Source organism: Chelatococcus sp. GCM10030263, from assembly GCF_042666455.1.
Taxonomy (GTDB): domain Bacteria; phylum Pseudomonadota; class Alphaproteobacteria; order Rhizobiales; family Beijerinckiaceae; genus Chelatococcus.
The window spans coordinates 152,437-165,260 of the sequence record NZ_JBHTDB010000003.1; the positions used below are offsets into that span (position 1 = coordinate 152,437).

The 12,824-nt window shown below is 66.4% G+C and carries 11 protein-coding genes; 5 read left to right on the forward strand and 6 right to left on the reverse strand.

Going from position 1 to position 12,824, the window contains the following annotated elements; translation table 11 throughout:
- Positions 1–95: 95 nt before the first annotated feature.
- The 3 genes from ACFQU1_RS05400 to ACFQU1_RS05410 are packed head-to-tail and all read left to right on the forward strand — an operon-like array spanning position 96 to position 3,185.
- Positions 96–1,292 carry an NEW3 domain-containing protein gene (locus ACFQU1_RS05400; protein WP_378130089.1) on the forward strand — a complete coding sequence of 399 codons (1,197 nt, stop codon included), beginning with the start codon at positions 96–98 and terminating at the stop codon, positions 1,290–1,292.
- Entirely contained in the window at positions 1,289–2,242 is a 954-nt protein-coding gene (locus tag ACFQU1_RS05405) for an ABC transporter ATP-binding protein (protein ID WP_378130091.1), read from the forward strand. Before ACFQU1_RS05400 ends, ACFQU1_RS05405 begins: the two co-directional genes overlap by 4 nt.
- Positions 2,232–3,185: an ABC transporter permease gene (locus ACFQU1_RS05410; RefSeq protein ID WP_378130092.1), complete on the forward strand. Its 954-nt coding sequence runs from the start codon at positions 2,232–2,234 to the stop codon at positions 3,183–3,185. Before ACFQU1_RS05405 ends, ACFQU1_RS05410 begins: the two co-directional genes overlap by 11 nt.
- A 130-nt stretch (positions 3,186–3,315) precedes the next feature.
- On the opposite strand, the gene ACFQU1_RS05415 is transcribed toward ACFQU1_RS05410, so the two are convergent.
- The gene (locus ACFQU1_RS05415) at positions 3,316–4,395 is read right to left on the reverse strand and encodes an NAD(P)H-dependent glycerol-3-phosphate dehydrogenase (RefSeq protein ID WP_378130094.1); all 1,080 of its coding nucleotides are present in this window, start codon (positions 4,393–4,395) and stop codon (positions 3,316–3,318) included.
- Positions 4,396–4,525: 130 nt separating this feature from the next.
- Positions 4,526–5,392, reverse strand: a complete 867-nt coding sequence (locus ACFQU1_RS05420; protein WP_378130096.1) for a DUF4214 domain-containing protein — start codon at positions 5,390–5,392, stop codon at positions 4,526–4,528.
- On the opposite strand from ACFQU1_RS05420, the gene ACFQU1_RS05425 reads away from it, so the two are divergent.
- Complete coding sequence (locus ACFQU1_RS05425) at positions 5,391–5,690, forward strand: hypothetical protein (RefSeq protein ID WP_378130098.1); 300 nt, start codon at positions 5,391–5,393, stop codon at positions 5,688–5,690. The genes ACFQU1_RS05420 and ACFQU1_RS05425 overlap by 2 nt on opposite strands.
- A 321-nt stretch (positions 5,691–6,011) precedes the next feature.
- On the opposite strand, the gene cckA is transcribed toward ACFQU1_RS05425, so the two are convergent.
- Entirely contained in the window at positions 6,012–8,543 is a 2,532-nt protein-coding gene (cckA, locus tag ACFQU1_RS05430) for a cell cycle histidine kinase CckA (RefSeq protein ID WP_378130100.1), read from the reverse strand.
- A 350-nt stretch (positions 8,544–8,893) separates the two neighbouring features.
- On the opposite strand from cckA, the gene ACFQU1_RS05435 reads away from it, so the two are divergent.
- Positions 8,894–10,051 carry a hypothetical protein gene (locus ACFQU1_RS05435; RefSeq protein WP_378130102.1) on the forward strand — a complete coding sequence of 386 codons (1,158 nt, stop codon included), beginning with the start codon at positions 8,894–8,896 and terminating at the stop codon, positions 10,049–10,051.
- A 69-nt stretch (positions 10,052–10,120) separates the two neighbouring features.
- Here ACFQU1_RS05435 and dksA read toward each other — a convergent pair whose 3' ends face one another.
- From dksA to ACFQU1_RS05450, 3 genes are all read right to left on the reverse strand, one after another.
- Entirely contained in the window at positions 10,121–10,540 is a 420-nt protein-coding gene (gene dksA / locus ACFQU1_RS05440; protein ID WP_378130104.1) for an RNA polymerase-binding protein DksA, read from the reverse strand.
- A 173-nt stretch (positions 10,541–10,713) separates the two neighbouring features.
- Positions 10,714–11,772: a hypothetical protein gene (locus ACFQU1_RS05445; protein WP_378130109.1), complete on the reverse strand. Its 1,059-nt coding sequence runs from the start codon at positions 11,770–11,772 to the stop codon at positions 10,714–10,716.
- Between the two features lie 14 nt (positions 11,773–11,786).
- Positions 11,787–12,773 (reverse strand): hypothetical protein, encoded by a 987-nt coding sequence (locus ACFQU1_RS05450; protein WP_378130111.1) that lies wholly within the window; start codon positions 12,771–12,773, stop codon positions 11,787–11,789.
- Positions 12,774–12,824: the final 51 nt, after the last annotated feature.

A 12,824-nucleotide genomic window follows, 5' to 3' on the forward strand; every position in this document is an offset into this window, starting at 1 on the left:
CGGATTCTGGTCACAATTCCGTCAAATCTTGCCTCCCGCTAAGCTGGAGGTGGCCTCGTGCCGCCGTACAACGATAGAGCCTAGGGGAGTGATTCATGATCCGCATTCGCCCTCTCGCCTCAGTGGCAGTGGTCGCCGGGGGTTTGGCACTGTCTGCCTGGCCCGCCTTCGTCGGGCAATTGCACGCACAGGAGGGAGCGTCTAAGCCGTCGGGCCTCTGGCTGACCACCGATTTCCCGCAGGTTACCGAACGCATCGGCCAGGATGCCAATCTGTCGCTGACCCTCGCCAATGCCAATCGGCCTCCAGCGCGAGTGGACCTCACGGTGAGCGGATTGCCGAGCGGCTGGACCTGGCAGCTGACCGGCAGCGGCAGGCCCATCGGCGCGGCGATGGTCACGCCGGACGAAAGCCAGCGCCTCGAGCTCAAGCTGACACCACCGAAGGACGTCAAGGCCGGCACTTATAATTTCACGGTCAGCGGCCGGGCGAGCAGCGGCGAGACGCTCAGCCTGCCGATTTCCATGACGCTCGCCGCCGCCGAGCCGAGCAAGATTACGCTGGAACCGAAATTGCCGGCGCTGCGCGGCACACCGCGCTCGAATTTCGACTTCGAGGTCTCCGTCAAGAACGACAGCCCCGAGGAGGCGACCCTCAATCTGCTTGCCCAGACGCCGCCGGGCTTCACCGCGACCTTCATGGAGCAATATGGCAGCCAGGAACTGACAAGCCTGCCCTTCAAGGCCGATGAGACGAAGACGCTGAAGGTCTCGGTCAAGCCGCCGCGGGACGTTGCCGCCGGCCAGTATCCGGTCGCGATCGCCGCCTCGAATGCCGCGGTCCACGGAGAGACGCAGCTGGTGCTCGACATCACCGGCCAGCCGGACATTTCCCTCTCCGGCACCGAGGGCCGGCTATCCGGCCAAGCGGAAGCCGGCCGCGAGCGCACCTTCAACTTCACCCTCAATAATTCCGGCACTGCACCGGCGCGCAATGTTACCGTCTCAGCTTCGGCGCCCTCCGGCTGGAAAACCGAGGTGGAGCCGAAGACGTTCGACGCGATCGCGCCGAACGCCCCGCAGCAGGTCGCGCTGCATCTGACGCCGTCCGACAATGCCATCGCCGGCGACTACATGGTCACCCTGCGTGCCTCGGGCGACGGCGCCTCCGACAACGCCGACTTCCGCGTCACGGTCACGACCTCGACGCTCTGGGGCGTCAGCGGGCTCGGCGTCATCGGCGCCGCGGTCGTCGTGCTCGCCTTCGCCGTCACGCGGTATGGCCGGCGATGACGGCGCCCGTCATCGAGGCCAAGGGCCTCTCCAAGCACTACGGCCGCGCGGTCGCGGTCGAGGCGCTTGATCTTTCCATCGAGCGTGGCGAAGTCTTCGGGCTGCTCGGGCCGAACGGCGCCGGCAAGACGACGACCATCCTGCTGCTGCTCGGCTTGACGGAACCGACCGCCGGCACCGTCCGCGTGCTCGGCTTCGATCCGCTGCGCGAGCCGCTCGCGGTGAAGCGCCGCGTCGGCTACCTGCCGGATGCGGTCGGCTTCTACGACACCATGACGGCGCGCGAGAACCTGGCCTATACGGCCCGCCTCGGCGGCATCTCCGGCGCGGAGGCCAAGCGCCGCATCGCCGAGGCGCTGGCGCGCGTGCGCCTTGATGCGGTGGCGGACCGGCGCGTCGCAACCTTCTCGCGCGGCATGCGCCAGCGCCTCGGCATTGCCGATCTCCTGGTCAAGGCCTGCGAGGTGGCGATTCTCGACGAGCCGACCTCGGGCCTCGATCCGCAATCGACCCAGGAGCTGCTCGACCTGATCGTCAGGCTGGCGGGCGAGGGCATGACCGTCATCCTGTCCTCGCATCTCCTCGGCATGGTGCAGACCATCTGCACGCGCGTCGCCCTCTTCCACCGCGGCCGGGTCGGTCTCGTCGGGCGTGTGAGCGATCTGGCGAGCGAGGTGCTCGGCGGCTCCTATGTGATCGAGGTGGAGGCGAGCGCCTGCGACATCGCCCGAGCGGTCGAGGGTGTCGAAGGCGTCAGCCGCGTCGCCGCCACCGGATCGGGCGTCGCGCGCATCGATGCCGACCACGACATACGCGGCGAGATTGCTCGGCGCATCGTCGCCGGCGGCGGCGAGCTCCTGCGGCTCTCCATGGACCGCTCCAGCCTCGACGAGGTCTATGTCCGTTATTTCGAGCAGATGCGCGATCCGGAGGTGGCCCATGCAGCGTGAAGGCTCGCCCTTTACGGGGCTCTCCACGGTCGCGCTGAAGGAAGCGGCCGACCATATGACGAGCGCGCGCATGCATCTCGTCATGCTGCTCGTGATCCTCACGGCCGTCGGTGCCATCTACGGCGCCATCGGCCAGATCAAGGCGACGATCGGCGAGGATCCCTTCCTCTTCCTTCGGCTCTTCACGACGGCGCGGGAGCCCCTGCCCTCCTTCGTCGCCTTTCTCGGCTTTCTCCTGCCGCTCGTCGGCATCGCGCTCGGCTTCGACGGCATCAACGGCGAATATAGCCGGCGCACCATGAGCCGTATTCTGTCGCAGCCGATCTACCGCGATGCGCTGCTCGCCGGAAAATTCCTCGGCGGGCTCATGGTCATCGGCATCTGCCTGGTGACGCTCTGGCTCCTGGTGACGGGCATGGGCCTGCTCACCCTCGGCCTGCCGCCCTCGGGCGAAGAAATCCTGCGGGGCATCGCCTTCCTCATCGCGTCGCTCGCCTATGCGGGGGTGTGGCTGGCAGTGGCGCTCCTCTTCTCCACGATCTTCCGGGCACCGGCGACATCGGCACTCGCCGCGCTGACATTGTGGCTGCTGTTCACGATCTTCTGGAGCATGATCGCGCCGCTTGTCGCGGCGATCGTGGCGCCGATCGATCCCTATGATCCGCTGACCGCCATGCATCAGGTGGGCGTGGGACAGGCGATCGCGCGCATTTCGCCCAACACCCTCTATGGCGAGACGACGCTTGCGCTGCTCAACCCCTCGACGCGCTCGCTCGGGCTCGTCTTCATGAGCCAGCTGCAGGGTGCAGTGGTGGGTGCACCGCTCCCCTTCGGGCAGAGCGCGCTGCTCATATGGCCGCAGCTCTCCGGCCTGCTCGCGGCAATGGTGGTCGTCTATACGATCGCCTATGTCGCGTTCCAGCGCCAGGAGATCCGGGCGTGAGTTCCCCTCTCCCCGCCTGCGGGGAGAGGGCCAGGATGAGGGGTGGCATGACCTGCAAGAATCCCCCTCGCCTGGGCGCTTCGCGGCAGACTGCCCGACAAGCGGGCGAGCCAACTAGAGTGCCCTGATTCTAAGGCTGCTGCGGCATCCTGAGCGCAATGTGGCTCGGCTCGGCCCGGAACGGCCGCGCCAGAAGATCGGCCATGGCCTCGGCGACAGGCTTGCCCTCGATGACGGCACGCACGGCCTCGCAGATGGGCATGTCCAAGCCTAGGCTGCGCGCGAGATCGGTAACCGACTGGGCGTTCTCGACGCCCTCTACCACGACCGGACGGCCGTCGAAGATCTCGGCGGGCGACCGCCCCTGCGCCAGCCCGATGCCGTAGCGCATATTGCGAGACTGCTCGCTGGAACAGGTGAGCGTCAAGTCGCCCATGCCTGACAGCCCGGTCACCGTTTCGCTCCGGCCGCCGAGCGCCTCCGAGAGGCGCTTGATCTCGGCGAGGCCGCGCGTGATCAGCGCGGCGCGCGTATTGGCGCCGAAGCCCAGGCCGGTCGCAATGCCGCTCGCAATGGCGATCACATTCTTGACCGCCCCGCCCACCTCGACGCCGACCACGTCGTCGGTGACGTAAGGGCGGAAAGTCGGCGTGCCCAGCGCCACGGCCACGGCGGCGGCGAGAGAGGCCTCCGGATCCTCGGCCACATCCTGCGAGGCGACGGTGATCGCCGTCGGCATGCCGGCCGCGACCTCGGCCGCAAAGGTCGGGCCAGAGAGGACGGCGAGCGGATGGCCGGGAAGCGCCTCGGCGACGACGGCGGCGAGCAGGAGCCCGCTGCCGCGCTCGATTCCCTTGGCGCAGATGACGATGGGCGTGCCCGGGGCGAGCAGGCCGCGCAAGGCGGCCCCCATGCTGCGCAGGAACTGGGATGGCACGGCAAGGATGACGGCATCCATGCCGATCACCGCCGCGGCGAGATCCGCCTCGGCCCGGACAGTGTCGGGAATGTCATAGCCCGGCAAAAAGATCGGGTTCTGCCGTTCGCCGCGGATGGCCTCGACCACCTCAGGCTCGCGCGCCCAGAGGGTGACACGGCGCCCCGCCCGCACGGCCGTGATGGCGAGCGCCGTCCCCCAAGCGCCGCCACCGACCACGGCAATGCGATCGGGCACCCGCGGTGCGGCCGTCTGTTCGGCTGTTTCGGTCATCCCTGCCCTGCCTCCTGGCCACGCGCGTGAACTCGCCTGCGTTTCTGCCAAGGCGGGCGATAGCCGTCCAGCAGAGATATGTGACGACTCGACATGTCGCATCACCTCGCAGGCTGCCGTCGCTACCCGCTCAAGGGAAGAACTCGGCATCGAGGAGAATGCCGTGGGACAGGACGCCGGCCACGCTCATCTTGGCCTCCGGGCACTCGACGAATGCGATCAGCACGTCCTCGCGCGGTCTCTGCCTTGCTTCGCCTTCCCAGAAGCGGAAACCGCCCGGATCGGAAGCGCGGTGGCAAAGCCCGACATAGAGAGCCTCGATGAAATCCTGGTCGCTCGGCCGCTCGCCGAAATGCGAGGCGAACTCCGCCGAATGCAGGAACTCCCGGGCGAGTGCCACCGGTTGCATGCCCTGATCGAGCGCACGCACCCAATGAGAGAGGCCGCCGAGGTCGGGCTCGCGCTGAAACAGACCATAGAGCCGATAGACCAGGCCGGCATGGCCGTCGGTGTCGAGCGCCAGCATCGCATCCGGAAAGCGCAGCCGCTCGACATTGATCAAGGTGAGCTTGTAGCTCTTGGCGGCGTCGATCAACTGCCAGGCAAAGCCGTCCTGCACAAGCTCCACGGCGGTCCAGGCCTCGCTGATGATGATGGTGTCGAGACCGGCGCCCGTATCGACGAGGCCGGTATGCTGGCCGGCATGGAGCGTATCGTCGTGTTCGGTCGGCAGGCCGAGGTCCGCCGCCAGCGCCACATCGAGGGCAGAGACCTGGAGGCGGCATCCGGCAGGGATGAGTTTGGCGAGAGATGAGCCGGCCTTTTCGGCCGCCTCCTGCGCCAGATGCCAGACATCGTCGAGCGGGACCGGTCCGCCGAACACGCGCACCGCATTGGCGCCGGTGAAGACAGCGCCATCCCCTTTTTCCGCGACGCGCAGGTCCCAAGGGGATCGGCCGACGGCCAGCACACCTTCCGGCCCGCCACCGCCGCACATGATGAAGGCGGCCCAGTTCGTGGAAGAAGACGCTGAGAAGGTCGATCAAATTGTCCGGCACCTCCGCATTGCCCAGGTGAAATTCAGCAAGCCTCGCCGCATTCAGATTGATGACGATATCGGCGCGGTCGCCGTTCGCGTCGTGGCCGAAGGCGAGCTTATAAGTCGCGCCGGGCACCAGCACGGGCGCCCCCTCGTTGACGCCGACAAAAACCATCCGCGCAGAACAGGCATTGGCGAGCTTGTTGCCCGGAAGGTTCGGCAAGATGTTCAGGGCGATGCTGATCTGCCGGTCTGAGATGAAATGCCGAGCCCACTCCCGATAGGCGCGCGTCAATACCTGCGCCATGAGAAAGCGCTCCGGTTCCGAAACCGCTTCCGTCGGATCCGAGATCGATATATGTGGATTTTGCATGTTTATTCCGCGCATCTCACCTCAAAGGGCGCGGAAAAACATCAGGATATCAGCCTGCTTTCTAGAGCCGGGCTTGTTCACATGGTGGCATTTGCTGCCTCCATCGCGGGCGACGTCGCGCCTCCCGCGGCCAGCCGGACAAATCCGCACGTCGTGAGAAAAAGAGCGATCACGAGCGGCGACTTTGGGCAGGAGATGGGCGCCTCAGCGCTCCACCATTGCCGCCTTCACCGCCTCGACGAGCTGCTTCAGGCTGAAAGGCTTCGGCAGGAAGGTGAAATCCTCGCCTTGCGGCAGGTTCTTCTTGAAGGCGTCCTCGGCATAGCCGGAGACGAAGATGATCTTGAGCCCGGGCTGGCGCCGGCGCAATTCGCCGAGCAGGGTAGGCCCGTCCATCTCCGGCATCACCACGTCGGAGACGACGAGATCGAAGGGCGTGTCGCGGTCCTCCATGACGGCGAGCGCCTCCCGGCCGGAGCTCGCCTCGAGCACTGTATAGCCGCGCGTGGCGAGTGCCCGCGCCGCAAAGGCCCTCACCGCTTCCTCGTCCTCGACCAGCAGGATGGTGCCGCGGCCGGTCAAGTCCGGCGTCGCGGCCTTGCCGACGACCGCCTTGGGGCTTTCCTCCGGCGCCGGCACGTGCCGCGGCAGGAAAATGGAGAAGGTCGTGCCCTTGCCGACGCCGCTGTCGCAGAAGATGAAGCCGCCGGTCTGCTTGACGATGCCGTAGACGGTCGACAAACCGAGACCCGTGCCCTTGCCGATCTCCTTCGTGGTGAAGAAGGGCTCGAATATCTTGTCCATGACATCGGGCGGAATGCCCGTGCCGGTGTCGGCCACCTCGATCAGCACGTAATCGGCCGCGGGCATCGATTTCTGCCCGAACTTCTCGCTCTCCTCGGCCGGTACATTGGCCGTGCGAATGGTGAGCGCACCGCCGTCCGGCATGGCATCGCGCGCGTTGACGGCGAGATTGACTACCACCTGCTCGAACTGGTTGACATCCGCCTTGACGAGCCAGAGGTCCCGGCCGTGGCGCAGGTCGAGGGTGACATGCTCGCCCAGCAGGCGCTTGAGCAGAAGCGACAGATCGGAAAGGCCCTCGCCGAGCTGGATGACCTGCGGGCGCAGCGTCTGCCGGCGTGAAAAGGCGAGCAGCTGCCGCACCAGGCTCGCCGCCCGGTTGGCATTCTGCTTGATCTGCATGATGTCCTGGAAGGACGGATCGGTCGGCCGATGATTGGCGAGCAGCAGGTCGGAATAGCCGATGATGGCCTGCAGGACGTTGTTGAAGTCATGCGCCACGCCGCCGGCGAGCTGGCCGACGGCTTGCATCTTCTGCGCCTGTGCGAACTGCGCCTCGAGCGCCCGCTGCTCGGTGGTATCGAGCGCATAGATGATGGCGACTTCGCCCGCGCCCTCACCGCCCGCCTCGTTTTCTTCCACTCCGGTGATGTAGAGCCGCGCCGAGCGCCCGCCTTCGCCCTCGATGGTGGCCTCGATCGGCGCTATCTCGTCGCGGCCGGCGGCGGCACAGGCGAGCGCATTGGCGAGCGCTTCACGGTCCCGCTCGACCACGAGGTCGAAGAGCGAACGTTCGCTGCCACCCTCGCCTCTTGCAAGCGCCGCGCCGAAAAGCCGTGCGAAGGAGCCGTTCGACCCCGTCACGGCGCCGTGGCGGCTGACCGTCGCGATGGCGACCGGCGTATTGTTGAAGAAACGGGCGAAGCGCACCTCCGCCGCCCTTTGCCCCTCGGCCACATCCTCGCCCGGTGAGCGGTTGAGCACGAGTGTCCGCGAAGGGCCGGGCACGCCGTCGGCGCCGATCGCCACCCGATGAAACAGCCGCACCGGCAGCGATTTGCCGCCGCGCCGGCGCAAGTCGAGATCGAGAATTTCGGTGTGAACGTCGCCCGGCGCTCCGCTGACGGCGCCGATGAGGGCCGCCGCATTGGCCGGCGCCACGTCGCTCAGGCGCAAGCCCCCCGAGCCGACCTGCGCCAGATCATGTTCGAGCCAAGTGGCGAGTGTCGCATTCATATAGACGATCTCGCCGCCGGCATCGACGGAGAGAAAACCGGCCGGCGCATGGTCGAGATAGTCGATCGCGTGTTGCAATTCCTGGAAGACGTTTTCCTGGCGCTCGCGCTCGCGGGTGATGTCGACGACGGTCCAAACCGTCGCCGCGCGGCCATTCGGCTGCGGCAGCGGCCGCACCCGGACCCGGTACCACCCCACCTCCCCACCAGTGAGAGCCGGTTGCAGCCGGATCTCCTCCGTCGCGGGGCGGGTCTCGCGCGCGGCCTGAGCGAGCCGGTAGATAGCTTCCGACACTTCAGCGGTTCCGGCGAAGAGGCGCTCCACGATTCGCACCTCGCTGGCATTGCCGGCGCCCGACAAGGTGAGATAGGTCTCATTGGCGTAAATGACCCGGCCGTCGGCACCGGCTACGAGAACGCCCTCCGGCGCCGTGTCGACGAGATGCTTTGTCACATCGTTGCGTGTGCCACGGCCCGTAAACTGCGCGAGGCCGATGGCCAAGGCGAAGAGGCTGAACACCCCGACCATGGCAAGGATTGCAAGAAAGGCGATGATGAGCGGCTGGGCCACGTCGCTTGCGACAAAGCTCAACGCGACCGCCGCGCCGACGAGCACGACGGCGAGCAGGAGCACGAGGCCCGCATTGCCCGGACGATCGGACCGATCAATCGACCTCTTCACGCTCGTGTCGCTCATCCCCCTGCCCTCTCGTACTCCACCGCGCCGAACGGGCCAATGGCCGCCCCCGCGTCCGACGCCGTGGCTCCGTGCCGCACCACCCGCTCTGCAGGAGCACGACTTCCACACCGGTGGACAGTTTCGGTCCAGGGTTGGGATTTATCATAGAAGCCGAGACGCCGCGGCACAGGTGCTCATCCCGCTTTCTGCCCGTTCGCGCGAAAAATCGCCAGTGCAGGGTGCCGGTTTGAGAAAAATCTATGTGGTTTGCATTAACCGCGGGTTAACCTTGCACTGCAAAAACCCTAATCTGGCCGCGTCTCGAGGCATCCCCGATCATCGGCGATGGGCACAGCGGGAGACGTGACGTGCGGTCGCTTTTCGGAATCGAGATTTCCGCGCCAGTGCAGTACCTTATCGCCTTCGTCATCATCTTCGTGCTGTTGGCGCTCTTTGCCGTCGTGTTGCGGCGTGTCTCCGCGCCTCGCGGGAACACCGCGAATCAGGCGGGCGGCCGTAGCCGGCAGCCGCGGCTGGGCGTCATCGATTCCTTCGACATAGACCGCAAGCGTCAGTTGGTCCTGGTGCGGCGTGACCATGTCGAACATCTTCTCATGATCGGCGGCCCGAACGACGTCGTGATCGAGAGCAGCATCATCCGCAACGCGCAGCGCTCGGCGCCTCCGCCGAGCCCTCCTGCCTCGGTCGGCGACGCGCTTGCGCAAATTTCCGGCTCGCCGGCGCTCGCCATCGCCGATCCCGTGCCGCCGCTGCGGCCATCGGCGATCGAGGCACGTCAGGACACTCGGCCCGAGACGACACAAGAAGGCCGCGCCCCGGAAAGTCGCATGCCGGAACGCACCGGTGCCGCATCTTTCCCGCTTTCGGGGGACCGTGCGCCCGCCCCGCCCGAGGCATCGCCGCCCGGCAGGGACACGGCGAGACCGTCCGCACGAGACCTCGCCCGCGACTTTGGACGGGAGCGGCCCTCGACCACCAACGGCACCCAACCACCGGCACCGCGCCCACGGCCGCCCTTGCCGTCCGCCGCACGTGCGCCAACCCCCCAGGCCGAGGCGAAACCTGCCCCCGCGCCACCCGCCGGCGCCAATGCGCCCGAGGACGAACTCGCCGCCATGACGAGACAACTGGGCGAAGTGCTGCAGAGGCCATTCGCAGCCGAACGCCTCGCTGAACGCGCGCCCAGCCATTCAACGGAACGGCCGGCAGCGCCTGCGACCCTGCTCGCGACAGCGCGGCCGCGCCAATCAGCGTCGTTGCCGCTGCAGGAGCGTCCCACCGGCACCGAGAAGCCGGCAATGCCGGCGCAGGACGCCCCGGCTGCAGCCGCAGAAGCACCCCGCCCGCCATCCGGCCCGCATCCTTCCCAGAATGGCGAGATCCCGCCGAGCTCAAGCTCCACATCGCCGAGCGAGCCTCCGGCGAAAGCCACGGTCGACCCCTTCTCCGTCGACGACATCGAGGCCGAATTCGCGCGCCTCCTCGGGCGCATCCCGCCACGCTGAAAAAAAAGCGGGACCGGCGATGCCGCGTCCCGCTTCATATAGTGTGCGGGCCGAAGCCCCGCGCATTTATCAATCGTCGCGATAGACGCGCTCGTTACGTTCGTGGCGCTCCTGCGCCTCGAGCGAAAGGGTAGCGATGGGGCGGGCTTCGAGTCGTTTCAAGGAAATCGGCTCGCCCGTCTCCTCGCAATAGCCGTAGGAACCATCCTCGATCCGCATCAAAGCAGCTTCGATTTTGGCGATCAGCTTGCGCTGGCGATCGCGCGCCCGGAGCTCGATGGCGCGATCCGTTTCCGACGAGGCCCGATCGGCGATATCGGGATGGTTTTCGCTCTCGCTCTGCAGCGCAACGAGAGTCTCACGACTCTCTCTGAGAATGTCTTCCTTCCATTTCAGGAGCTTGCGCCGAAAGTACTCTCGCTGACGCTCGCTCATGAAGGGCTCGTCTTCTGACGGGCGATAGCCCTCGTCGATTACGATGTCCGACATGCGTGGCTGTGCTCTTATCCCCTGAGCCTCGAATGAGGCGCCGCCTATATAGCCGCCGAACGGCGCCGGGACAACGCGGATTGTACTCACCTTTCGGTGCATGTTGCTCGCACCGCTGATGCGGGGGATGTGATGCTGATTCGGCACCCTGGCCGGGAGGCCGCGAGCCTCGCTCACGGCGCCTTGGCCGTGCTGCGCCTGAGCATCGCGATGAGATCCTCCTCGACGCGGCGCGCAACCGGCTTGCGATAATGCGTATGGTCGAAGAACGCTGACTGTTCGCGAACTTCCGGCCGATCGACACGCCAATCTAACAAGAATGTGTTCGGCCGGGAGCGGACGAGCGCGGTGAAGCGATCGAGACAAGCCGCCTCAGCGGCCGCCTCCGGCGATCCTGGCATCGGCAGCCCGGTATAGAAGACAGGCGGGCGCAGCAGCACGACTTTGGTCTCGCGCGGCAGCCGCTGAAGGCGGGTGGCGAGTTCGTCCGCCGCCGGAAAACGCCCCGTGAGGTTCACGTCGGCAGCAAACTCGTGCCGAAGCAACGCACGCTGCTTCTCCTCGCTGTCCATCCCCACCTTGAGGTAGAGCGTCTCGTAGTTCCAGAAGCCGTCGGGGCGGGCTCGCGGCCTGCCTCCGAGCACATAGGCGCCGTAGCGCCCGAGACCTTCGAGGGCTGTCGCGCGGAACAGGCCCCGCAAATAGGTGAGCGTGGACGGGCTGTAGAGCCAGTAGGGAAAGGGATGGACTCCCTGTGCAAGATCACTCTCGCACCAGACGCCATCAATGCCGACGACGATCACCGCGGGATCGGGATGGTGCGCCAGAAACCAATCCAGCGTCGCGAGTTGCTCGCGGGGGTAGCTTCCCTCGATCCCAAGCGAAACGAACGGAATACCGGTCCCGGCCGTAAGCACGGCCGGCTCGATCAACTGAATCCGGGAATTTCCGAAGATCGCTGCGCGAAAGGCTGGATCGCGGGCGCGGCTGGCATTGGCAAAGCGGTTGATCTGCTCGGGCACGCCTTCCGCCAGTTGCAGAGGCGAACGCCCGCTGTCGAAGGGATCGACCAGAAAGGCGATGAGCAAGAACCCGCAGGCGACTGCGAAAGACGTGCCGAGAAAAGTGACGGCAAAGCGCCACCAGGTGCGCGCTTGGCCACCAAGCGAGGCGCCTCGTCCTGTCGTCGGGCTGCGCCCCGCGCCATCGTCCCTTATGATATCCGAGATCATGAGCTCCGCCGTCGTCAGTCGAGACTGATGGTGGTCTTGCCAGAGGGACCGCGATCATTCGCGATCTCGCGGGCGATATCGGCCTCGACCAGACGTGCGAGTTCTGTCCGATAATGCGTGTGATCGATAAAGGCTGCAGCGTCGCGCAGCTCTGGCCGGTCGGCGCGCCAATCGAGCACGACCGTGTTGGGTCGTGCGGCTGCAACCGCCTGGAAGGCTGCGAGGCAGGCGAGGTCCGCAGCCGCCGAGTCGGAGCCCGGTGCCGGCAGGCCCGTGACGAAGACCGGAGGGCGCAGGAGCACCACCGTGGTCTCAGCAGGCAGGCGCGCGAGGCGCAGCCTGAGTGCATCAACGGCAGCGAAACGGCCGGTCAGGTTGATATCCATCGTCAATTTGGGACGCTCCAGAGCGCGCCTCTTTTCTTCGCTGTCGAACCCGAGTTCCGCGAATCGCGGCTCGTAATCCCAGTAACCGTCCGGTCGCGCCCGCTCACGCAGGCCCAAAAGATAGGCGATGCGTTCGGGGAGAGCGTGGACCACGACGCTATAGCGTAGCAGACCTCTCAGATAGGCGAGGCGCGACGGATCATACAGCCAGAACGGAAAAGGCTCGCTGGTCGTCAACGGCCCTGCCGTGCACCACGGTCCGTCGATGCCGAGCACGATGACCTTGGCCGGGCTCGCGCGATGAGCGACGAACCAGTCCCATAAGGCGAGGAGCTCGCGCGGACCACTCGCCTGCACCACGAGGGCAACGAAGGATATGCCGGTCGCGGCGGTGAGCCGCTCCGGCTCGATCGCCTGGACATGCGAGTTGCCGATGATGGCAGCGTCGAAGGCCTGATCGCGCCCGCGGCTCGCGTTCCCGAGGCGGCTGGTCATCGGCGATTGGAAATCGGGCGCGGGATAGCCCTTCTTCAGTGGCAAGGGCGAGCGCCCGGTATCGAAGGGATCGACGAGATAAAGAACCGCACCAAGAGCCGCGAACAGGCTGATGGCCATCGCGGCGAAAATCTGCGCGAACCGCCACCAGGAACATCGGCCGGCGGCCAC